At 57.2% G+C, this 21930-nt stretch carries 22 protein-coding genes; 16 read left to right on the forward strand and 6 right to left on the reverse strand.

Annotation, left to right across the window (positions count from 1 at the left end; genetic code table 11):
- Positions 1–58: 58 nt before the first annotated feature.
- From yidC to CLV88_RS04460, 5 genes are read left to right on the forward strand one after another with little or no spacing between them, the layout of a single operon-like run.
- Complete coding sequence (gene yidC / locus CLV88_RS04440) at positions 59–1879, forward strand: membrane protein insertase YidC (RefSeq protein ID WP_106607181.1); 1821 nt, start codon at positions 59–61, stop codon at positions 1877–1879.
- Positions 1879–2622, forward strand: coding sequence for an MOSC domain-containing protein (locus CLV88_RS04445; RefSeq protein ID WP_106607182.1), 744 nt, complete (start codon positions 1879–1881; stop codon positions 2620–2622). Before yidC ends, CLV88_RS04445 begins: the two co-directional genes overlap by 1 nt.
- On the forward strand, positions 2622–3275 hold the full coding sequence (gene yihA / locus CLV88_RS04450; RefSeq protein WP_106607183.1) for a ribosome biogenesis GTP-binding protein YihA/YsxC: 654 nt from the start codon (positions 2622–2624) through the stop codon (positions 3273–3275). Before CLV88_RS04445 ends, yihA begins: the two co-directional genes overlap by 1 nt.
- Before the next feature lie 45 nt (positions 3276–3320).
- Complete coding sequence (locus tag CLV88_RS04455; RefSeq protein WP_106607184.1) at positions 3321–4130, forward strand: NAD(P)-dependent oxidoreductase; 810 nt, start codon at positions 3321–3323, stop codon at positions 4128–4130.
- Positions 4131–4178: 48 nt separating this feature from the next.
- A complete protein-coding gene (locus tag CLV88_RS04460; RefSeq protein WP_106607185.1) occupies positions 4179–4874 on the forward strand; it encodes a CDP-alcohol phosphatidyltransferase family protein in 696 nt (231 codons plus the stop codon).
- On the opposite strand, the gene CLV88_RS04465 is transcribed toward CLV88_RS04460, so the two are convergent.
- The 3 genes from CLV88_RS04465 to CLV88_RS04475 form a co-directional block, all read right to left on the reverse strand.
- Positions 4871–5329: a methylated-DNA--[protein]-cysteine S-methyltransferase gene (locus tag CLV88_RS04465; protein WP_106607186.1), complete on the reverse strand. Its 459-nt coding sequence runs from the start codon at positions 5327–5329 to the stop codon at positions 4871–4873. The two genes, CLV88_RS04460 and CLV88_RS04465, sit on opposite strands and share 4 nt — an antisense overlap.
- A gap of 104 nt (positions 5330–5433) precedes the next feature.
- On the reverse strand, positions 5434–8367 hold the full coding sequence (gene ileS / locus CLV88_RS04470; RefSeq protein ID WP_106607187.1) for an isoleucine--tRNA ligase: 2934 nt from the start codon (positions 8365–8367) through the stop codon (positions 5434–5436).
- Between the two features lie 201 nt (positions 8368–8568).
- Positions 8569–8997: a GFA family protein gene (locus CLV88_RS04475; protein ID WP_106607188.1), complete on the reverse strand. Its 429-nt coding sequence runs from the start codon at positions 8995–8997 to the stop codon at positions 8569–8571.
- A 157-nt stretch (positions 8998–9154) separates the two neighbouring features.
- Here CLV88_RS04475 and CLV88_RS04480 point away from each other — a divergent pair, with 157 nt between their 5' ends.
- Positions 9155–9562, forward strand: coding sequence for a group III truncated hemoglobin (locus CLV88_RS04480; RefSeq protein ID WP_106607189.1), 408 nt, complete (start codon positions 9155–9157; stop codon positions 9560–9562).
- Between the two features lie 62 nt (positions 9563–9624).
- Here CLV88_RS04480 and CLV88_RS04485 read toward each other — a convergent pair whose 3' ends face one another.
- Both CLV88_RS04485 and CLV88_RS04490 read right to left on the reverse strand, forming a co-directional pair.
- On the reverse strand, positions 9625–10614 hold the full coding sequence (locus tag CLV88_RS04485) for a YcjF family protein (protein WP_106607190.1): 990 nt from the start codon (positions 10612–10614) through the stop codon (positions 9625–9627).
- Entirely contained in the window at positions 10611–12026 is a 1416-nt protein-coding gene (locus tag CLV88_RS04490) for a YcjX family GTP-binding protein (protein ID WP_106607578.1), read from the reverse strand. The genes CLV88_RS04485 and CLV88_RS04490 overlap by 4 nt, the downstream gene beginning before the upstream one ends.
- A 111-nt stretch (positions 12027–12137) precedes the next feature.
- On the opposite strand from CLV88_RS04490, the gene truA reads away from it, so the two are divergent.
- Complete coding sequence (gene truA, locus CLV88_RS04495) at positions 12138–12905, forward strand: tRNA pseudouridine(38-40) synthase TruA (RefSeq protein ID WP_106607191.1); 768 nt, start codon at positions 12138–12140, stop codon at positions 12903–12905.
- A 150-nt stretch (positions 12906–13055) separates the two neighbouring features.
- Positions 13056–14177, forward strand: a complete 1122-nt coding sequence (locus CLV88_RS04500; RefSeq protein WP_106607579.1) for a beta-ketoacyl-ACP synthase III — start codon at positions 13056–13058, stop codon at positions 14175–14177.
- 413 nt (positions 14178–14590) lie between these two features.
- On the opposite strand, the gene CLV88_RS04505 is transcribed toward CLV88_RS04500, so the two are convergent.
- Positions 14591–15469 (reverse strand): helix-turn-helix transcriptional regulator, encoded by an 879-nt coding sequence (locus CLV88_RS04505; RefSeq protein WP_165798807.1) that lies wholly within the window; start codon positions 15467–15469, stop codon positions 14591–14593.
- Between the two features lie 202 nt (positions 15470–15671).
- On the opposite strand from CLV88_RS04505, the gene CLV88_RS04510 reads away from it, so the two are divergent.
- From CLV88_RS04510 to plsY, 8 genes are all read left to right on the forward strand, one after another.
- On the forward strand, positions 15672–16259 hold the full coding sequence (locus CLV88_RS04510) for a thymidine kinase (protein WP_106607193.1): 588 nt from the start codon (positions 15672–15674) through the stop codon (positions 16257–16259).
- Between the two features lie 148 nt (positions 16260–16407).
- On the forward strand, positions 16408–17364 hold the full coding sequence (locus tag CLV88_RS04515) for an aspartate carbamoyltransferase catalytic subunit (RefSeq protein WP_106607194.1): 957 nt from the start codon (positions 16408–16410) through the stop codon (positions 17362–17364).
- A 103-nt stretch (positions 17365–17467) separates the two neighbouring features.
- A complete protein-coding gene (locus tag CLV88_RS04520) occupies positions 17468–18040 on the forward strand; it encodes a hypothetical protein (protein ID WP_106607195.1) in 573 nt (190 codons plus the stop codon).
- 110 nt (positions 18041–18150) lie between these two features.
- Complete coding sequence (locus tag CLV88_RS04525; protein ID WP_133169910.1) at positions 18151–18534, forward strand: hypothetical protein; 384 nt, start codon at positions 18151–18153, stop codon at positions 18532–18534.
- Entirely contained in the window at positions 18531–18971 is a 441-nt protein-coding gene (locus CLV88_RS04530) for a hypothetical protein (protein WP_243403573.1), read from the forward strand. Before CLV88_RS04525 ends, CLV88_RS04530 begins: the two co-directional genes overlap by 4 nt.
- Entirely contained in the window at positions 18968–19501 is a 534-nt protein-coding gene (locus tag CLV88_RS04535; RefSeq protein ID WP_106607198.1) for an aspartate carbamoyltransferase catalytic subunit, read from the forward strand. The genes CLV88_RS04530 and CLV88_RS04535 overlap by 4 nt, the downstream gene beginning before the upstream one ends.
- Positions 19502–19516: 15 nt before the next feature.
- The gene (gene pyrC / locus CLV88_RS04540; RefSeq protein ID WP_106607199.1) at positions 19517–20800 is read left to right on the forward strand and encodes a dihydroorotase; all 1284 of its coding nucleotides are present in this window, start codon (positions 19517–19519) and stop codon (positions 20798–20800) included.
- Positions 20800–21408, forward strand: a complete 609-nt coding sequence (plsY, locus tag CLV88_RS04545; RefSeq protein ID WP_106607200.1) for a glycerol-3-phosphate 1-O-acyltransferase PlsY — start codon at positions 20800–20802, stop codon at positions 21406–21408. The genes pyrC and plsY overlap by 1 nt, the downstream gene beginning before the upstream one ends.
- The last annotated feature ends 522 nt before the right edge of the window (positions 21409–21930 follow it).

Below are 21930 nucleotides of genomic sequence, written 5' to 3' on the forward strand. Positions count from 1 at the left end.
TTTGGGGCACACCTCTGTTGAACCACCCCAACGTTTCAAAGACAGGTGGCCATCGGCTATGGACGATCAGAACAAGAACCTCATTCTTGCGACAGTGCTCAGCTTTGTCGTGATCCTGGTTTGGTTTGTCATGTTCCCTCCCCCGGAACCGGCACCCCAGGATCCAAACGCAGCCGTGACCGAAACCGACGGCACCGTGCCTCTGGCCCCCTCGGCCACCGCGCCAGCCGCAACCGGCACCGCAGACACCGGCAGCGCGGCGACTGAGACCGTCGCCGCCGATGCACCGCGCATCGACATTGATACTGATCGCCTCAGCGGTTCTATCTCGTTGCTGGGTGGCCGCATCGATGATCTGAAACTCAACGATTACCGCGAAACCATCGACGAAGATTCGCCCATCGTGTCGTTCTTTTCGCCCTCTGGCGAGCCAAGCGCATATTATGCGTTGTATGGTTGGGCCCCCGGCGCCGGGCTGACCCACGATCTGGTTCCTGGCGCAAACACGCAATGGTCCCTTGGTGCAGGCGACACCTTGACTGTTGCGACCCCGGTTACTCTCGAATGGAACAATGGCGCGGGCCTCACCTTCCGCCGCACTATTTCGATCGATGAAAACTACATGTTCTCGGTTGAGCAATCTGTTGAAAACAACGGTGCGGGCAACGTTTCGCTTGCGCCTTATGGTATCCTTGCCCGTCACGGCGAACCGCAGGACCTTAAAAATTTCTTTATCTTGCATGAAGGTCTAGTCGCCATGGCCGATGGCGAGCTCACCGAAGCCGATTACGACGACATGACCGACTACCCCTTCAACCAGCGCGAGGGCGCTCGGGCTGAAGTCACGCAAGTCAACGAAACCGGCTGGATCGGCTTCACAGATCACTACTGGATGGCCACGCTCATTCCCGAAACCGGAAGCCCGTTCAAATCCGTTGCCAAGTTCGATGAACGCCGCGACATCTACCAGACCGAAGCTGTCATGCCGACGCTCACGGTGGCCCAAGGCACAACCGCCGCCACCACGTCGCGCCTGTTTGCCGGGGCCAAGGAATGGGCCACCATTCGCGAGTATCAGAACGAAGGCGACGTACAGGGTTTTCTCGACTCAATCGATTGGGGCTGGTTCTTCTTCCTTACAAAACCCATGTTCGCCCTATTGCACTATCTCAACGGCATCATTGGTAACATGGGTTGGGCCATCATCGGTCTGACCATTGCCATCAAGATTATCGTCTTCCCGTTGGCTTACAAATCCTACGCCTCCATGGCCAAGATGAAGGAACTCCAGCCACAGATGGAGGCCCTGAAAGAGGCAGCGGGCGACGATAAACAAAAGATGCAAAAGGGCATGATGGAACTCTACAAGAAGGAAAAGGTGAACCCCGCCTCGGGCTGTCTACCGATCCTGATCCAGATTCCCATCTTCTTCTCGCTCTACAAGGTTATCTTTGTCACGCTCGAACTGCGTCACGCCCCTTGGTTGGGCTGGATCACGGACCTTTCGGCACCTGATCCATCTTCGATCCTGAACCTGTTTGGCCTTCTGCCGTTTGCCACCCCCGACCCCAACTCGATCATCGCGATTATTTCGCTTGGCATCCTGCCGATCCTTTTGGGTATCTCGATGTGGTTGCAGCAGAAACTGAACCCGGCGCCCACGGACCCGACCCAGCAAATGATCTTTGCGTGGATGCCTTGGGTCTTCATGTTTATGCTGGGCAGCTTTGCTTCGGGACTGGTGCTGTACTGGATCACCAACAACGTGATCACCTTCACACAACAGTACCTGATCATGCGCACCCACGGCTACAAGCCTGACGTGTTTGGAAACATCCGTTCCAGCTTCAAGCGCAAGTCAAAAACGGACGCAAAATAATGGGTCATGTCACGGCCCTGTGGCGGCACCCAATCAAGGCTCATGGGCGCGAGTCCATGGACCGGGTCACCCTTACCGAAGGACAGACCGTCCCATGGGATCGCCGTTATGCCGTGGCACATGAAGCCGCAAAAACGACAGGGGGCGAATGGGCCCCCTGTGCCAATTTCTCCCGCGCGGCCAAGGCGCCCTCGCTGATGGCGATCACCGCTCGCGTCGATGAAGCGGCTGGCAAAATCACGCTGTCGCACCCTGATCTCTGGGACATGACATTTGATCCCGAAACCCAAGGCGACAAGCTAATCCAATGGGTCCGTCCTCTCATGCCCGCCGACCGTGCTGCCTCTGCAAAGGTTGTCACCGCCGGCCCACGCGGCATGACTGACAGCCCATTCCCGTCAATCGCCATCCACTCTACCACCTCTCACAAAGCGGTCGAGGGGCGCCTAGGCCGCTCGCTGTCAACTGAACGCTGGCGCGGCAATATCTGGCTCGACGGTTTTGCGCCCTGGGAAGAATTCGACTGGATTGACAAGACACTACGCATAGGCTCAGCCGAACTGAAAGTGCGCGAGCGCATCACCCGTTGCCTTGCCACAACCTCAAACCCCGATACCGGCTATCGCGACGCGGACACGCTTGGCGTGCTGAACGACGCCTTTGGCCATCAGGATTTTGGCGTCTACGCGGTCGTCACAAAGTCTGGTGACATCTCTCTCAATGACACGGCACAGGTACTCTGATGCAACTCCCTTTCCCCTTGGTCGAAGACCTCGATCCCTTGGCCGTCGAAAAGGGTCGCAAACTCTTTGCCGGTAACAATTCCGACTTCCTCAAAGGTGTGGTGGCCATGTCTGGCCTGCCTCCCGGGGACCGGATCGAAGTATGCTTTGCCGGGCGCTCAAACGTGGGCAAATCCAGTTTGATCAACGCCGTGACGGGACGTACCCGTCTTGCGCGCGCCTCCAATACGCCGGGCCGCACTCAGGAAATCAATTTTTTTTCCCTGACCGACAGCCACTATCTCGTCGACTTACCCGGCTATGGCTACGCCAACGCCCCGCTTGCCATCGTTGAAAAATGGCAGCGGCTATTAAAACAATACCTTTCTGGACGCGCCAATCTGCGCCGCGCCTTTGTGCTTGTCGATACACGCCACGGTATTAAATCTGTCGACGAAGAGATTATGAGCCTGCTCGACAGCTCGGCCGTCACCTTTCAGGTCGTCATGACTAAGGCAGACAAGGTCAAGGACAAAGACCGCCAAAGGATTCTAGAACAAGTGCGCGAAAGGCTCTCCAAACACCCGGCCGCCTTCCCCGAAATCGTCATGACTTCCTCGGAAAAGGGCGACGGCATCGCCACCTTGCGCGCCATCATCGCCGGGCTGGACTGAACCCACGTCTCCGCGCATAGTCTCCCGAGAAAGGCGGCTTGACGCATGACGCTTACGGGAATTGGGATCGCCGGATGTGGCCGTATGGGCGCGCCAATGTTGGCCGCGCTACGTCGGGCTGGGTTTGACGCCACCGGTTTTGACGTTAAGCATCGTGACCAATTCGGTCCCCTCGCGGATCACATGCGAGCCTTGGGTGATTTCTCTCAATGCCTAAGAATTCTCATCACTGTGGTCCGTGATATCCATCAGACCGAAAACGTTTTGTTCGGTGCGCAACACCTTGCCCGCTCTCCGTCACTGGAAACGATCATCATCTCGTCAACTCTCAGCCCGCGCTATACCAAAGCGCTGCGTGACCGTGTCCCGGATCACATCACGTTGATCGACGCCCCCATGTCTGGGGCAGCCATCGCCGCCGAACAGGCGCGGCTTTCATTCATGTTGGGCGGACACGCGGCTGACCTCGACCATCATCAACCTTTGTTTGACGCAATGGGCGCGCATTTTCACCGCATGGGACCCTTTGGAGCCGGAATGCAGGCCAAGGTGCTCAACAACCTATTGGCGGCGTCAAACACGGCCATGACCCGCCTCGTTCTGGACTGGGCCGACGCCGCCGGGATCGACGAAGCCAGACTCTTGGCGCTGATCGGCACGTCATCGGGTCAGAATTGGCTCGCCTCCGGCTTCAACGAAATCGAGTTCGCCCGTGATGGTCATGATCCAGAAAACACAATCGGAATCCTTGTAAAAGACGTCGCCACCGCCCTCGACGCTGCGCCTCCTCAGGCCGACACCACGCTTCCTGTCGCGGTTCAAAACACAATTCGCGCCCTCAAACCTCGCCGTTAGCATACGCCCCCCGTTGCACCCGCGCCCCATTTGCGGCATGACACACTCATGACACCCCAAGTGCGCGCTCTTTCCGTCCATCTCTTCACTGCCACAGGCGCTGTTTTTGCTATGCTTGCAATGCTCGCAGCCGTTGAGGGCAAATGGAGCCTTATGTTCCTTTGGCTGGTCGTGGCTTTCATCGTTGATGGGTTAGATGGCCCGATGGCGCGACGATATCACGTCAAAAAATACGCACCCGAGTTTGACGGCGTATTGCTCGACCTGATCATCGACTACCTAACTTATGTGTTCATCCCTGCCTTCGCGCTTTTCAAGTCCGGGCTCATGGACGGCTGGACTGGATGGGTCGCAATTATCGTGATCACCTTCGCATCGGCGATGTATTTTGCCGATACCCGAATGAAAACAAACGACTATTCCTTCTCCGGCTTTCCGGGGTGTTGGAATATGGTTGTGCTGGTGATTTTTGCGCTGGAACCCAACTTCTGGGTTAGCCTAACCATTGTCACCGTGCTCGCGATCTCGATGTTTCTACCGATAAAGTTTGTGCATCCGGTTCGTACCGCGCGCTGGCGTGCAATCACACTGCCAATGGCGCTTGCATGGACGTTCTTTGCCGGCTGGGCCGCATGGGTCGATTTTCACCCGGAAAGCTGGGCCCACTGGGGGCTTGTGATCACATCGATCTATCTGCTTGCCGCCGGTCCGGCACAACAACTGATTTTTCGCGAAAAACTCTAAATTAGAAACCCGCCAGCGCGTTCATGGCGCAACAGCCAAACCTTGCTTTCCACACCGCCTGCACCCGAAAACCCGGTCAGCCCCTTTGCGCCCATAACGCGATGACACGGAATAATAATCGGGATCGGGTTGCCACCGCAGGCCTGTCCGACCGCCTGCGGCATGGCCCCCAACTCCTTAGCGATTTCACCATAAGTGCGTGTATATCCGATTGGAATGGCAGACATTGCCGCACAGACTGCGCGCTGAAACTCTGTCCCTTCAACACGCAAAGGGAGATCAAAGACATCCAACTCTCCCGAAAAATACGCTCTTAGCTGCCGCTCTGCCGCCCTCAAAACCGGTGTATCGTCGCACTCACCACGCGCGCCGCCCCACTCCAGCCGCACTATCGCGCCGTCGTCATCGACAATCCGCATGTCCCCTAAGGGGCTCTCAATCCAACATTCCGCCATACTCCCACCTTGCCAATGAAAAAGGCGCCCCGCAACCGAAACGCCTCTCTTCATCTTGACAGAAATACTTCGGGGGTCCGGGGGCCTGGCCCCCGGTCTCGCCTTCAGCTCAACGCGTCGTTACAACGTCCGCAAACACCGTCATGCGTGTGATTGCCAACATCCGGCAAGATCTTCCAGCATCGCTGACACTTAGCCCCTTCTGCCTTTTCAAACACCACACCCACACCGTCAGCTTCCGGCAACCGGAACGCTTCTGCAGGGCTTGGATCGCCAGACAGCTCCACGGCCGATGTGATGCATACATCTTCAAAGGTCACACTCTTCAGCGCCTCCAGCACATCGCTGTCGCGCACATGTACAACCGGCGCTGCCTCCAGTGAGGCGCCGATCACCTTTTCGGTTCGTTGCACTTCCAGTGCCGCAGTCACAACGCGGCGCACCCCACGCACCTTGGCCCATTTTGCGGCCAAGGGTTCGTTTAACCAATCCGCTGGAGTCTCGGGGAAGTCTTCCAAATGCACCGAGCTTTCAGCGTCGCCAAACCGCTCAAGCCAAACTTCTTCCATTGTGAACACAAGGATCGGAGCGAGCCATGTCGTCAGTCGATGATAGAGGATATCCAGCACGGTACGCGCGGCCCGGCGGCGCTCCGTATCCCCGTCGCAATAAAGCGCATCTTTGCGAATATCAAAATAGAACGACGACAGGTCCACAGTGGCGAAATTGAACACCGCACTAAATACACCTTGGAAATCATACGCCGCGTACCCTGTGCGCACTTTGTGATCCAGCTCTGCCAAACGGTGCAGCACCCAGCGTTCCAGCTCGGGCATATCAGCCACGTCCATTCGGTCCGCCTCGGTGAACTCACTCAGCGACCCCAACATGTAGCGCATTGTGTTGCGCAACCGGCGATAGCTGTCCGCCACACCTTTCAGGATCTCTGGCCCAATCCGCTGATCTGCGGTGTAATCCGTCTGAGCCACCCAAAGGCGCAGGATATCTGCGCCGTATTGCTGCACGACCTTTTCAGGTACGATGGTGTTGCCCAACGATTTGGACATCTTGTTGCCCTTCTCGTCCAGCGTGAACCCGTGCGTGACAACGTTGCGATAGGGCGCGCGGCCCTTGGTGCCACAGGCTTGCAGCAGAGATGAATGGAACCAACCACGGTGTTGATCGGTGCCTTCCATGTAAACATCGGCAATGCCATCCTCGGTGCCATCTGCCCGGTCGCGCAACACAAATGAGTGCGTGGAACCGGAATCAAACCACACGTCCAATACGTCAAACACCTGTTCCCATTCGTCCGGATTGTAGTCGCTGCCCAAGAACCGCGCCTTGGCACCATCCTTATACCAACAATCCGCACCTTCGGTTTCAAATGCCGCTACAACACGCGCGTTGACAGCCGGATCCCTCATAAGGAAATCCTCGTCATGTGGCATCGCGTCTTTCTTGACAAAACATGTCAGCGGTACGCCCCATGCGCGCTGACGGCTCAAAACCCAATCGGGGCGCGTCTCGATCATGGCGAACAGACGGTTTCGGCCCGTTTGCGGGTGCCATTTAACCAGCTTGTCGATGGAATTTAGCGCACGCTCCCGGATGGTATCTCCCATCTCGCTCTGCCCGTCATCGATGTCGCGGTCCACAGCAGCAAACCACTGCGGCGTGTTGCGGAAAATCACCGGCGCTTTGGAACGCCAGGAATGCGGGTAGCTGTGTGTCACTCGGCCCCTTGCGATCAACGCGCCGCCCTCGGCCAGCTTACTGATCACAGCGGTGTTTGCACCGCCTTCCTTACCTTTGGGCGTGATGATCACTTCGCCACCAAACAATGGCAATGACTGCCGGAACGACCCGTCTTCGATCACGTTATGGGTCATTTGCAACCCGTGTTTGATACCAAGGATATAGTCGTCCGCACCGTGGCTGGGTGCAGTGTGCACAAACCCGGTCCCCGCCTCGTCGGTCACGTGATCACCAGGCAGCATTGGCACATCGAAATCCCACTCACCCTCGCCACCATCAACACTGCGTAGCGGGTGACCACATATCACCAGATCCAACTGATCCGCAGACACATCCCGTTTACGGATAAATTCATCCACCTTGGCCGACTTCATCACGTCTTCGGCCAGATTGTCGGCCAGCAGGTAATGATCACCTTTCTTTGCCCAATTCCCCTCAGGAGCCGAGGTGACTTTATAAAGTCCGTAGCTCAATTCAGGGTTAAACGCGATGGCGCGGTTTGACGGGATCGTCCAGGGTGTGGTGGTCCAGATAACCACATTCACACCGATCAGCTGTGACCGTGCGCCGGTTTTCTCTACCGCACGTACAATCAGGAATTTCACCCAGATTGTGTGGCTCTTGTGGTCGTGATACTCGATCTCGGCCTCGGCCAGCGCGGTCTTTTCGACCGGTGACCACATCACGGGCTTTGACCCCTGATAAAGCGTGCCATTCATCAGGAATTTCATGAATTCTTCGGCGATCACCGCCTCAGCGTGGTAATCCATCGTCAGATAGGGATCGTCCCAGTTGCCCGTGATCCCCAGCCGCTTGAACTCTTCGCGTTGGATGTCGACCCATTTCTCGGCAAAGGCGCGGCATTCCTGACGGAATTCGATCATGTCAACCGCATCCTTATCCTTTCCCTTGGCGCGGTATTGTTCCTCGATCTTCCATTCAATGGGTAGACCGTGGCAATCCCAGCCGGGCACATAGCGGCTGTCATGCCCCATCATCTGATGGCTGCGCACGATCATATCCTTGATCGTCTTGTTAAGTGCGTGTCCGATATGCAGATGCCCGTTCGCATAAGGAGGGCCATCATGCAGGGTAAAGGGTTCGCGACCCTTTTTCTCGCGCAGCTTGTCATACACCCCAATCTGTGCCCAGCGCTCCAGCCAACCGGGCTCGCGTTTGGGCAGGCCTGCGCGCATTGGAAAATCGGTTTTTGGCAAGTTCAGCGTGGATTTGTAGTCAGGTGTGTCCTGAGCGGTATCAGAGGTCTTATCGGCGCACATCTCGCGGCGTCCTTCATCTATCGGATCATGTTAGGGGTGTGTCAGGGCGGCGCGATGTCTCAAACGCCTTGTCCCGGCGGCTCGTCTTGCTCAGAGCGCCGGGCATATAATTCGAATAATGATCGCGAAATGGGCCATCATGCCCGCCTTATAGGCTTGGATTTGTGCGGGGTCCAGAGCTTGCACACCCGGCCCTATCCCTTACACCTCATAGGTGCTCAAGTCCTCGGGCGCGTGCAATAACGTGCCTTCGTATTTGGGTAAATCATCCTGCACCTTCAGCCAGGGTAATTTGCTCTGAAAGTTGACATGAAACTCTGGCTTGAATTCGCGCGGATCATCCAGCGTCGCTGCATAGAGATGCATCCCCCCTGCATAATGATCCGCCTCAAACCCCATCGGTGTGCCGCAGGTCGCACAAAAGTGCCGCCGCACCCGCGGCGAACTCTCATATGTGCGCACGTCGTCCCCGACCCATCGAAACGCCTTCTCCGGCAAGCCCAGCCACGCCACGACAGGAGCTGCGCAATTGCGTCGGCAATCGTCACAATGGCAATAGCACGCCCAAGTTACTTCGCCCTCAAAAGCAAATCGTGTTTGTCCGCACAAACACCGCCCCGTCTTTTCCATGCAAACCGCTCCCTAGCTCTCCTGGCAAAACTTTGCACATCAAAGCCTGACGGGACCCGCCCAGAAGCGACATTTTGCACCCACCAGCGATCTGTCATTTCACCCGACCCCACGGCGCGCTATGATCTGCCAACCAATTCTTTAGTGAACATAACCCATGCCCGCACTCCCCCCACGCTTCAACATCTCCCGCGACGACATCGCACGCGTTGTTGCCGCTTTTTACGAGCAGGTCCGCGTCCATCCCGGTCTAGGTCCCGTCTTTGCCGCCCACGTCACCGACTGGCCCTCGCATGAAGCTAAAATTACCCGTTTCTGGGCAAACGCCATCCTGCATGAACGGGGCTATGATGGGAATCCTGTCAAAATCCATCGCGATGCTGGCAATGTCCGTCCCGGCATGTTCGAACCGTGGCTGGCTTTGTTTGACCACACTTTGCGCCACGAGCTCACGCCCGAACAGGCCCGCGCGTGGTCCGCGCTCGCCCACACGATCGGCCGATCCCTGCGCGCCAGCGTCGTCGAGAAAATGCAAGGCCCCGGCGGCGTCCCGATACTGCGCTAACAACGTGCACCCAAGCGAGGAAAGCCCGCAAGGGCTTGAGGAGCGCGCGCGCCAAACCAATTTTACCGATCGAACAACCCAGTCAATGACCGCTTGACCAAGCCCGACACCTTTGGCTGACGCGCTTCGCCAAATGGCATCGGACGACACACCTCCATCGCCGCGACACCAACCCGCGCCGTCAACGCGCCATTGACCAGACCTTCGCCAAACCGCCGACTTACCTTGGCCAACGCGCCCCCACCTACCAATGTTCCAATCAAATCGTCACCCGCAGCAACGGCACCTGTGGCCACCAAATGCGTCATCACGGCTCTGAACAATCGCCAACTGCCAAGCGTCCCGGATCGCCCACCGTAAATTTCGGCAATGCGCCGTATCATGCGCATGTTCGCAGACAGCGCAGCAACCACGTCCGCCAACGCCAGCGGAACCAGCGCTGTGACCATCGCTACCTGCCGCGCTGCGGCTTCCACCTCTCGCTGCGCTGCCGTGTCCAAAGGCGCTAAAACCTCCGCCTCGGCCATCACCAACAACGCATCCCCATCCAGCACGTCACCGCGCCGTTCCGCGAGCCGCTCACGTCCCCAGCGTGTATCCGAGCGCCCCTGATAAAACCGATCCAGCCGATCCGCCACATCCCGCGCATCCGCAAGCTCACCTGACACCACCGCCGCATCCGCAACTGACCGCAGCTGATCCACCCGACGCAACCGTGCAAACCCCGCCAGCTCACGCAGAACCAACGCCAAAGCCACCACTAACAACGCGCCTCCCATGGCCATAAAAACCATGCCAAGCGTCGGAGAGCGCGCCACCAATCCGGTGGCAAAGTCCCACGCCGTCACCGAAATCCCCGCTCCCAGGAATCCAATTAACAGGCTCCAGAACAACTTCCCCAACCAGGATCCCTTACGTGCGCCCACCTGGGCTGCCACCTGCATTGCCCGCCCTTCTGGGCTGGGCGCCGTCAGATCCGGCACTGGCGCCGCATCCTCGACCTTGACCGAGGGTTGATCCTCAAGATCAATCAAAACAGGGCCCTTGCTCACAACCGATCTCCAATCAAAAACTGTGCCGCCCGATCCAACCGGATATGGGGAGGCCCATCACCCGCCCGTAAACTCAACGGGGCTGGCGCAAACTTCATTACTTGATAATCCTGATCCAGCCACGCGTCGGCCCCCTGCCGCGCGGGTCCCAGCAGCTGCGCCGGATCATCCGGCAGCGCGCCGGGATAAAACGCTGCCTGCCTCCCTGTCTCCAGCAGCCGCCCCCGAACACAATCAAGCTCGCGGCCATCATGGCGTACCTGTTCCTCTGTCGTTGCGCGTAAAGACGCTAGTGACATCGCTTGCGTCATTGCGCCTGCAAATTGTGCCCGATCAGATGCATCACCCGTCAACGCCTCCATGATGGCCGTCAACTGAGGGTGCTGTGTGTGGTGTAAATGGTCCGCTTTTGTCGCCGCAAACAAGATCTTTTCGACCCGCTTGCCCAACAGTAACCTTGTCAGAAACGCATTCCGCCCAGGGCGAAAGGCCGTCAGAATGTCGGCCAATCCGGCTCGCATATCCTCTACCGCACGTGGCCCTGCATGGATTGCGCCCAACGCGTCAACCAAGACCACCTGCCGGTCAATCCGGCTGAAATGATCGCGGAAAAACGGCTTTACCACCCGCGACTTATAGGCCTCAAACCGCCGCTCAAACGCCCGCCAAAGCGACCGACGGCCGGGCCGCTCAGCCTCTGGCAACGGCGCGAACGTCAATACCGGCGATCCATCCAGATCACCGGGCAGCAAAAACCGCCCCGGCGTGCAGTCATGGTACCCGGCACCGCGTGCCGCATGAAGATACCCGGTAAATGTTGCCGACAATCCCTTGGCCTGCACCTCGTCCAAATCTCCAGCTGGATCCACATCGCGCACCGCCGCGCGATACGCGTCGGCCTCGTCGCGCGGTTCGATCCGGGCCAACACCTCCCGGCTCCACTCTGCAAAGCTCTTGTCCAGCAACCCGAGGTCCAGCAACCACTCACCCGGATAATCCACGATGTCCAGATGCACGGTACGCGGCCCTTGCAACCCTGACAGCAACCCAGATGGTCGCACCCTCAACGACAAACGCAGCTCACTGATCGCGCGTGTACTGTCCGGCCAATGCGGCTCTGGTCCGGTCAAGGCAGCCAGATGAGTCTCATAGTCGAAACGGGGCACAGTATCATCTGGCTGGGGTTGCAAAAATGCCGCCTCGATACGCCCTTCGGACGCGGCCACCAATTGCCCCATGCGGCCCCGATCCAACAGGTTCGCGACCAAAGACGTGATAAACACTGTCTTGCCCGACCGCGCCAACCCGGTCACACCCAGCCGGATCACAGGCTCAAAGAACGTCTCCGACACCGTATCACCCAAGGTCTCGACCCCGCGTGCCACGCCGTCCGTCAATGACGAAAATACCAAACCGCCTGCCCCTTTAGTCGTTGCTTGCAGAAAATCTAGTCCCTCACCGCCCCATTTTCCAGTGCCACTGCCCGCTTCAAATCCGAGAGCGAATCCTCTATCGCTCACCCCATGCCCAGATACGCTCTCCAAGTCGAATACCACGGACACCCCTTTGCCGGGTGGCAACGTCAGGCCGACCAACCTTCGGTGCAGGGCGCGATTGAAGCCGCGCTCGCCCGCATTGAGCCCGGCCCCTTTACCATCGCCGCCGCCGGACGTACCGATGCAGGCGTGCACGGTCTAGCGCAGGTCGCTCATGCCGACATGGCCAAGGAGTGGGATCCCTTCCGCCTGTCTGAGGCGCTGAATTACCACCTTAAACCCAACCCCATTGCCATTGTCCAAGCCGCTCGAGTGGACGATGACTGGCATGCCCGTTTCTCTGCCCATGAGCGCCGCTACCTATTTCGCATCTTGATGCGTCGTGCACCGGCCACCCATCAGGCGGGACTTGTCTGGCAGGTCAGCCAGCCCCTTGACGCAGATGCCATGCAAGAGGGTGCCAATCACCTGATTGGCCATCATGATTTCACAACATTCCGCAGCTCCATCTGTCAGGCCGCCAGCCCGCTCAAAACGCTTGATGCACTTGATGTGGAATCGGTCGATACCCTGTGGGGCCCGGAAATCCACTTCCACGTGCGTGCCCGCTCCTTCCTGCACAATCAGGTCCGCAGCTTTGTCGGCACCCTCGAACGGGTCGGCGCTGGTGCATGGGCTCCTGAGGACGTTCGCACCGCGCTGGACTCCAAAAGCCGCGCCGCCTGCGGCCCTGTTTGCCCGCCACAGGGGCTCTATCTAGCCGGTGTCGGCTACCCGTCCGATCCCTTCACCTGATCCGCTTCTCAATGTTCCTCAATACCTCGGGGAGTCGCAGCTATGCTACGATGGAGCGGCGCGCAACTCCCCGCTTTCCTCTAGGGAAACCCTTGACCATCCGCGTCCGGCATGCTCACCCTGACGACCATCCATTTCGCGAGGGCGTCCATGTTCAAGCCAGCTATCACAGGCACCGGGGTGTTTACCCCTGAGCAAATCATCACAAATGACGAACTGGTCGAAAGCTTCAACGCTTATGTTGACCGTTTTAACGCCAAAAATGCCGACGTCATTGCCACTGGCGACATCGCTGCGCTGGAACATTCCAACAGCGATTTCATCTTGAAAGCCTCCGGAATAGAACAGCGACACGTGATCGACAAAGCAGGTGTGCTTGACCCAAAGGTTATGCGCCCGAACTTACGCCAACGGACCGATGATGAACCTTCGCTGATGTGCGAAATGGCACTTGATGCCTGCCACAAAGCACTCGAACAGGCCGGAGTCGCCGCAACTGACATCGACCTTGTCATATGTGCCGCCTCCAACCATGAACGCGCCTATCCGGCCATAGCCGTCGAAATCCAACAGGCGCTTGGTGCGGGTGGGTTCGCGTTTGACATGAACGTCGCCTGTTCCTCGGCAACTTTTGGCATTCAGGCCGCTGCCGACATGATCCGCTCAGGCTCAGTCCGAAAAGCCATCGTTGTGAACCCGGAAATCTGTTCGGCCCACCTCGAATGGCGCGACCGGGATTGCCACTTTATCTTTGGCGACGTCGCCACCGCCACCCTGATTGAGCGCGACGAAGACGCCGAGGGGCCGCATTTCGAAATCATCTCAACCCGTTGCTCGACCCAGTTCTCAAACAATATCCGCAACAACAATGGGTTCCTGCGCCGTTCACGCCCGGACGGCATGATCGACCGGCGCGACATGCAGTTCATGCAAAACGGTCGGAAGGTATTCAAAGAAGTGCTCCCGATGGTTTCAGCACACATGCTAAGCCATTTAGAAGACGAAAAACTTGCCCAGTCTGACCTAAAGCGGCTTTGGCTGCATCAAGCCAATAAGACCATGAATGATTTCATTGGAAAAAAAGTTCTTGGGAAGACCCCGGAACCAGGTCAACAACCCAACATCCTACAAAACTACGCAAACACCTCATCCGCAGGATCCATCATTGCATTTTCCCAACACTCTCAAGACTTAAGGCTGGGCGAAATCGGCATGATTTGCTCGTTTGGAGCTGGCTATTCAGTTGGTTCAGTTGTCCTGAGACGCCAGTAAACCCAACTTCCGATTCGTTGGAGTGGCTTTCTTGTCATGCAGGACACTACTATAAATCACAGCAATATCGCCATTAACTACCATTAATGACAGTAATTTATTACCAATTAGTTTGGGATTCCCTACCAGACAGAGTAATTTCCCTAGGGTAATCTGGTGCTAGGAAGTTGCAGTACACGCGAGTGCCCACATCCCCAGGTAGGCCAGTGTATTGTGAGGGGAAAGTTAATAATTTACCCACTTCTGCTTTGTGCTGTCCCGTGCAGAGCTATTTTGATCGATGCGCACACCCGTGCAACTCGAATTTCCTCTAGGTCTTTTTATGACGCATGGGTGTTTCAGGAAACTGAGACACCCAATTACTTTGTGTCGAACAGTTTCGCCAGAATTTCTCGTCTCGATCCAAACTCTTGTCAGCGACGGCGAATTTTGCCGCGACCTGCTTCAACCACGCCCATTTCAACCAACACAGACGCCTGACCATCATCCAGATGTGCAAGCGGGTCCGGCAACAATCCCATACTCATTGCCAAAGCCGCTAATTCCGCGCGATTGCCCAGCCCGGTCTTCTTTAGAATCTGGTTCATCCGCTGCCGTACGGCTGACACGGTTACACCCAGACGCTCTGCGATTGTCTTGTCCTGCAAACCCGCCCCGATCAATTCCAACAGTTCGCGCTGTTTGTCAGAAATTGCATTGCGTTCCGTAAATTCGGCCGCAAAATGGGTCATATAACGCTGAAACCCCGACATAGCGGCGCTTTGCAACACCCAACCGTGTGTCTGAATGATCAGATGCATGTCGCGTTTGGCGTGGTCTCCGGAAAACGTAATCAGCGCAGCTTGTGGCGGCGCATGAACACGCAACGGAATTGAAAACCCAGACCGCATCCCGCGCGCCGCAGCCTCGCGCAATACCAAATAACGCGCCTCTGGAACGTGATGAAATTCATCAGCAAACTCTAAACCAACTGCAATTGGTGTGAGATGCTTCATTGCGTGGCTTCTAAAATAAGACCACTTGGATAAGTCAGGATCTTGATTGGAGGATGTCAACCAGGTTGAGTCATACGACGTGCGTACAAACAGCGTTTTCTTCCAGTTTTCATAACTGCTCGCCGACACCATATCGACATAAGGCACGTTCAGCGTCCGTCCCAAACCAACAAGCAGGCGCCAAACGTCCGACGAATGCGCAGTCGTTTCCAGATCCACCAGAAAATTGTGCAACAGTTCGGGCACATGGCGTTCGGCATCCAAGAGAGGACGTCGCTCTGGGCCAGATATTAACACGATGTCACGTTCCTTGTTTGTATGAAGAGCGCCGCGCAAATGCGATTTTTTGAATACTAAAACCAATTCGCGGCATCTTGAAACCCCTATGAAAGTTGCATGCCATTGAGTCATGCGCATGCGACGCGGGCATTTCTGTTTTCTCCCTTCATGCCGATTAGAGTCTTGAACCTCAAGGCACTCGCGTCTTATCACCGCGCCCATGGCCAAGCTCTATTTCAATTATTCGACGATGAACGCCGGCAAATCCACAGTGCTTTTGCAGGCGTCTCACAACTACCGTGAACGCGGGATGCAAACCTATTTGCTAACCGCCCGCTTTGACAATCGAGCTGGCGATGGGCGCATTGCGTCGCGCATTGGCATTTCGGCTCCCGCCGATACGTTTGACGAAACCAGCGATCTGTTTGCACAAATCGAAACGCGTCTCACAATAGGCCCGCTCGCCTGCGTTTTCATCGACGAATCTCAGTTCCTTTCGGAAGAACAGGTCTGGCAACTTGCGCGCGCGGTGGACGATCTCGGAGTGCCCGTAATGTGCTACGGCCTGCGGGTTGATTTTCAAGGCAAGCTCTTCCCCGGTTCAGCCGCCTTGCTAGCGCTGGCCGATGAAATGCGCGAGGTGCGCACAATCTGTCATTGCGGCAAGAAAGCCACCATGGTTGTGCGTCAGAACGAAACCGGCAACATTTTGCGCGAGGGCGCACAGGTTCAGATAGGTGGCAATGAAAGCTATGTCTCGTTGTGCCGCCGTCACTGGCGCGCCGCCATGGATGACGTGACCGATTGAACAAAAAAGGGGGCTAGCCCCCCACTCAAAAAACACTCCGCGTTTTTTACTCCCCCCGAAGTATTTTTAGCGAAATGAAGAGCACCTGCTTGCCCCGACGAGGGCGGCTTTCTATAACGACAGCATCCATGAAAAAAGAGGTCCACGCATGACATTCCGCCAGAAGCATCTTCTCGGGATTGAAAATCTTGGCCCAGATGAAATCATCGCCCTGCTGGATCTGGCCGAACAATATGTCGACCTCAATCGCCGCGAACTCAAGCATTCGGATGCTTTGACGGGGCTGACACAGGTCAACATGTTCTTTGAAAACTCCACCCGTACACAGGCCAGCTTTGAATTAGCAGGCAAACGCCTGGGCGCGGATGTGATGAATATGGCGATGCAGGCCAGCTCGATCAAAAAGGGCGAGACCCTGATCGATACCGCGATGACGCTAAACGCCATGCACCCCGACCTTCTGGTTGTGCGCCATCCCCACTCGGGCGCAGTTGATCTGCTGAGCCAAAAGGTAAACTGCGCCGTTCTGAATGCAGGCGACGGACGCCACGAACACCCGACACAGGCGCTTCTGGATGCGCTCACCATCCGCCGCTCAAAGGGCCGCCTGCATCGCCTGAACATCGCGATCTGCGGCGATGTCGCCCATTCACGCGTTGCGCGCTCGAACCTGATCCTGCTTGGTAAAATGGAAAATCGAGTCCGCCTTGTTGGCCCACCCACGCTGGTGCCTGCCAATTTTGCCGAGTTCGGCGCCGAAATTTACGAAGACATGCACGAGGGCCTGCGTGACGTCGATGTGGTCATGATGTTGCGCCTCCAAAAAGAGCGCATGGATGGCGGCTTCATCCCCTCTGAGCGCGAGTATTACCACCGCTACGGGTTGGATAGAGACAAGCTTTCTGTGGCGAAACCTGATGCCATCGTTATGCATCCCGGCCCAATGAACCGCGGCGTAGAAATCGATGGCGAGATTGCCGATGACATCAACCGCTCTGCCATTCAGGAACAGGTTGAAATGGGTGTGGCCGTGCGCATGGCTGCGATGGACCTGCTCGCCCGCAACCTGCGCGCCACGCGCGCCGCCGAACCGATAGAGGCCTGATTGTGAGCGAAGACCCGAAAGATCCCCGCGCCTCTGGCATGGTCGCCATGGTTGCCCTGATCGTGATGTTCGCCTTTGTCGGCCTGATCGTCTGGGTGGGCGGATGACCGCGCTGCAGGTCGCAGAGAAAGAACGCGGAGTGATCCGCGTCTTTGCGCTGGACCTGCCAGAGAGCGACCTGAAACGCCTCACCGATCCGGCCAAACACGATCCAACCCCGCAAGCTACCGTCGCCATGCTAATCGGTCTGGACTGGCTCGAAGATGGCGGGTTCGAGATATTTGAAACCGATGTTCTGGGCGAACTGGGGCTTGCCGGATATCTGGCCAATGGTGGTGGCGTGGCACCGGCTGATCTAGCCGCCAACCGAGACCGTCTTAACGCCTATGATGGTCCGGTCCTTATCCTCTATTCCCGCGCCTTTGGCGGCGCGCCAACCTTGCTCAAACCCGGCCCTGGTGTCGCTCACCTGGGCACGTGGCACGAAGACATCGCGCCCGTGTCATTTGAAAAACTGCCCAGTACCGCCGCATTTGGCACTGCAGATCCATCCGCAACTGGCACGCCTAGTGATACACCGCCAAAATCGCCGTTTCTCACCGTCTTGTTGGCAATTCTGGCCCTGCCCATCGCCGCGGCTTTTCTTTTCATCTTGATCTACGGGATGCTCAATTGACCGCCCACCCTTCGCCTGAAACGCTCCCTTTTCTAGACCTGCGACCGGACGAAAAAATTTCGAGTGTCTGGCGCCCGGAGTTCCGCTTTTTCCTAGCGAAGCTATGCTTTGTGTCCAGCCTCACCGCCCTGTGCCTTGGCACCGGGATGCGGGTGGGTACAGGTATTTCAAATCCCCTGCTGTGGCTCGGCGCGTTTATCTTGTCGGCCGCCGTCTACGCATTCATTTTCGATGACTTTCTGGAATGGCGCGCCCGCAAAGGCGACGTGTGGGTGCTGACCAATATGCATCTGGTCTATTTCAACCCAAACGACGAAACCTCTCCTGCTGCCGTGCCACTTTCAGCGATCGAAACTGTTTCAGGCTGGATGTTCTGGGGCGTACGAGTTCGGCTTGTCCCCCGTGATCAATTGATGATGCTGTTCCTCGCCGACCGGACGACGGTGCGCGATACGATCCGCGCGCATTTGCCACCAAAAGAGACCACCAAATGACACGATCCATGACCCCGGACAGTCCCCTTGGCGATGGTGAGACGATACTCACCAGTTTTCGAGCGGACCGTGCAACCTATATTCAGGCAAACACATGGCTTGCCGCAGGTGCAATGGCGGGCGGGATGCTCATTCTCTGGCTGGTCGGCAATCCGCATGTCTGGACCGGTGCAATTGGCGGGTTTGCCGCTGTGGCGGTGCGTGCGTTTTACATGATGTCCGAGGAACTCTCGGTCAGATGGGATCTCACCAACCAGCGACTGCTCGGCCCAATGGGCCGCGCCATCCCTCTCTCGGCAATAAAGAACTTCAACACTCTGGGCAATATGGTTCAACTGGTCACCCATTCAGGCGACAAACACCTGATCAAATACCAACACGACCCCGCGCACATCATCGCCACCCTTAAGCACGTCGCGGCAGGGGGCACACCTTGACCGACGGTTGGGACGGCATCCTTGATCCGGACGAAGAAATCCTGTGGCAGGGTCGCCCTGACGGTGCAATTGTCTTTTCCGTTGACCGGATCATCCCGTTTGTCTTTGGCCTGTTCTTTGCCGGTTTCGCCCTGTTCTGGATGATCATGGCCGCGCAGGCCGGCGGATTTTTCTGGATGTTCGGCCTGTTGCATTTTGGCGTAGGCATCTCCTTTTCCATCGGCCCGATCCTCTGGTCAGCCTATCGTCGACGCAACAGCTGGTATACACTAACCAACCGCCGCGCCTTTATTGCCACCAATCTCGCGATCCGGGGCAAATCACTCGACAGTTACCCCATTACCGGATCGACCATCCTGGAGATTGTGGACGGCCCTATGCCTTCGCTCTGGTTTGCCAGCAGACCCAAACGCAGTAAACACGGCACCCGAAATATCAAGATTGGGTTTGAACGCATCGCCCAGGCGCGCGACGTTTATCGGGTGATGCGTGACATTCAAATGAAAGACCGGCAAAAGCAGGCCGACTAACCAAGAGACCGCGCTATGACCACACTCTTCACCAATGCCCGCCTGATCGACCCTGAAACCGGCAGCGACGCCCGCGGCTGGCTGCTGGTACGTGACGGTCATATCGCCGCCCGAGGCGAGGACAGCCCGCAAGGGCTGGAGGAGCCGACCGAAACCATAGACTGCAAGGGCAAATGCCTTGCCCCCGGCATTGTCGATATCGGGGTCAAGGTTTGCGAGCCCGGTGAGCGCCACAAGGAAAGCTACAAAACCGCAGGACTCGCCGCTGCAGCTGGCGGCGTAACAACCATTGTGACCCGCCCCGACACCACGCCCGCAATCGACACGCCTGAAGCGCTCGAATTTGTCGAACGCCGCGCCAATGAGGCCGCACCGGTCAATGTCCGCCCAATGGCCGCCCTGACCAAAGGACGGGCGGGCCGTGAAATGACCGAATTTGGCTTTCTCATGGATGCAGGCGCCGTGGCTTTCACCGATTGCGACCATGTCGTTCCAAACACCAAGGTTCTCTCGCGCGCGATGACCTACGCCCGCTCGCTGGGCGCGTTGGTCATCGCACACCCACAGGAGCCAGGTCTTTCCGCTGGCGCCGCCGCGACATCAGGCAAATTTGCCGCCCTGCGCGGCCTGCCCACTGTCACACCAATGGCCGAGCGCATGGGGCTGGATCGTGACATCGCTTTGATCGAGATGACAGGCGTCAAATATCACGCAGACCAGATCACCACCGCCCGCGCGCTGCCTGCTCTGGAACGCGCCAAACAAAACGGGTTTGACATCACCGCGGGCACATCGATTCACCATCTGACCTTAAACGAACTCGACGTCGCCGACTATCGTACCTTTTTCAAGATCAAGCCGCCGCTGCGCTCCGAAGATGACCGCCTTGCCATTATCGATGCGGTCAAAACCGGCCTGATAGATATCATCTCCTCCATGCACACACCTCAGGACGAGGAATCCAAACGCCTGCCGTTTGAAGAAGCCGCCTCTGGAGCGGTTGCGCTGGAGACGCTACTCCCGGCAGCAATGCGCCTTTACCATGCAGGCCACCTGACCCTGCCCGACTTGTGGCGCGCCATGGCTCTTAATCCGGCCAAACGTCTCGCTCTGCCCTGTGGGCGTCTCTCGACAGGGGCACCTGCCGATCTGGTGCTGTTTGATCCGGACGCCCCATTCATCCTTGATCGCTTCACTCTACAGTCCAAATCCAAGAACACTCCGTTTGACGGGCAACGTATGCAGGGTAAAGTGCTGGCCACCTATGTTGGCGGCGCCCCCGTCTATCGGAGAGACTGATGCCACTGATCGAGAACACCCCTGCCATTCTGCTGCTTTGGGCCGTGATCGGCTATCTGCTGGGGTCCGTCCCATTTGGCATGGTCATCAGCCGAGCCATGGGCCTCGGCAATCTGCGCGAAATCGGCTCGGGTAATATTGGCGCAACCAACGTGTTGCGCACTGGTTCAAAGCCTGCCGCTGCCGCGACTCTCGTCCTTGACGGGGGCAAGGGGGCTATCGCCATCCTGCTGGCTCGAGCGCTCGCAGGTGAAGATGCCGCGCAAATTGCTGGCTTCATGGCTTTCCTCGGGCATTGCTACCCCGTCTGGCTCGGCTTTAAAGGTGGCAAAGGCGTCGCGACGTTCCTTGGCACGCTGCTCGCGCTCGCATGGCCGGTCGGCATTGCATGCTGTCTGACTTGGCTTGCCACGGCCGCCCTGACGCGCATCTCGTCCCTTTCGGCCCTAACCGCCGCCGCCTCCAGCACGATATGGATCGTTTTCCTCACCACCGGTGAGGCCTTTATTCTCGGCGTACTTCTCACCCTACTGGTGTTCTGGCGACACCGTGAAAACATCAGGCGCCTGCGTGCGGGCGAAGAACCCAAGATCGGCAAACGAACCTAAAATCAAGTCTCTGCGCTCGCGCTTGCCCCTTTTGTCATCGCCGCACTGTTCTTTTGGGTTTTGCTGATCCAGATCTTTGCGCTGTGGTTTGGCTAACTCTCATGTCTTTTCTTCGCCGGTCACAAGTTTGCGATCGCCCTGCGGTACGTCCAACCACGCTTTCTGACATTCGCATTTATCGACCTCGCTCTAAACCTCGCGACACCCAAATTCTTTGTACCTTTCCTTCGTCTGAATGGTCATAAACCAGACTTTCAAGCCATCTTGCCCATTTGGCAATTCGGCCTCTTGGTTGCGACGGTCTGGGGTAGAGAATTTACATCTCCATACCGCGCGATCTTGTTTTTTCTAACCACGACAGCTAGTTAACGCCAAAATGTGCGAAATTGCACACCTATTCCGCGCTCAGACACACACACCTTTTGTTGTTTTGAATGTGAACGCATCCACCTCCATTTGCTTATCATGGCAGCGCAATTTCGTTGCCTGAAAATTGAAGATCTGGACGGGTGGTCAATTTCG

The sequence above is a fragment of the Shimia abyssi genome (assembly GCF_003014475.1).
GTDB lineage: Bacteria > Pseudomonadota > Alphaproteobacteria > Rhodobacterales > Rhodobacteraceae > Shimia > Shimia abyssi.

Excerpts from the sequence above, each read along its gene's own strand:
- CLV88_RS04515 (WP_106607194.1), top strand. The coding sequence starts at position 16,408 with ATGACATTCCGCCAGAAGCATCTTCTCGGGATTGAAAATCTTGGCCCA.
- CLV88_RS04455 (WP_106607184.1), top strand. The coding sequence starts at position 3,321 with ATGACGCTTACGGGAATTGGGATCGCCGGATGTGGCCGTATGGGCGCG.
- CLV88_RS04530 (WP_243403573.1), top strand. The coding sequence starts at position 18,531 with ATGACACGATCCATGACCCCGGACAGTCCCCTTGGCGATGGTGAGACG.
- CLV88_RS04520 (WP_106607195.1), top strand. The coding sequence starts at position 17,468 with ATGACCGCGCTGCAGGTCGCAGAGAAAGAACGCGGAGTGATCCGCGTC.
- plsY (WP_106607200.1), top strand. The coding sequence starts at position 20,800 with ATGCCACTGATCGAGAACACCCCTGCCATTCTGCTGCTTTGGGCCGTG.
- CLV88_RS04510 (WP_106607193.1), top strand. The coding sequence starts at position 15,672 with ATGGCCAAGCTCTATTTCAATTATTCGACGATGAACGCCGGCAAATCC.
- yidC (WP_106607181.1), top strand. The coding sequence starts at position 59 with ATGGACGATCAGAACAAGAACCTCATTCTTGCGACAGTGCTCAGCTTT.
- CLV88_RS04460 (WP_106607185.1), top strand. The coding sequence starts at position 4,179 with ATGACACCCCAAGTGCGCGCTCTTTCCGTCCATCTCTTCACTGCCACA.
- pyrC (WP_106607199.1), top strand. The coding sequence starts at position 19,517 with ATGACCACACTCTTCACCAATGCCCGCCTGATCGACCCTGAAACCGGC.
- yihA (WP_106607183.1), top strand. The coding sequence starts at position 2,622 with ATGCAACTCCCTTTCCCCTTGGTCGAAGACCTCGATCCCTTGGCCGTC.
- CLV88_RS04480 (WP_106607189.1), top strand. The coding sequence starts at position 9,155 with ATGCCCGCACTCCCCCCACGCTTCAACATCTCCCGCGACGACATCGCA.
- truA (WP_106607191.1), top strand. The coding sequence starts at position 12,138 with ATGCCCAGATACGCTCTCCAAGTCGAATACCACGGACACCCCTTTGCC.
- CLV88_RS04465 (WP_106607186.1), bottom strand. The coding sequence starts at position 5,329 with ATGGCGGAATGTTGGATTGAGAGCCCCTTAGGGGACATGCGGATTGTC.
- CLV88_RS04500 (WP_106607579.1), top strand. The coding sequence starts at position 13,056 with ATGTTCAAGCCAGCTATCACAGGCACCGGGGTGTTTACCCCTGAGCAA.
- CLV88_RS04475 (WP_106607188.1), bottom strand. The coding sequence starts at position 8,997 with ATGGAAAAGACGGGGCGGTGTTTGTGCGGACAAACACGATTTGCTTTT.
- CLV88_RS04445 (WP_106607182.1), top strand. The coding sequence starts at position 1,879 with ATGGGTCATGTCACGGCCCTGTGGCGGCACCCAATCAAGGCTCATGGG.
- ileS (WP_106607187.1), bottom strand. The coding sequence starts at position 8,367 with ATGTGCGCCGATAAGACCTCTGATACCGCTCAGGACACACCTGACTAC.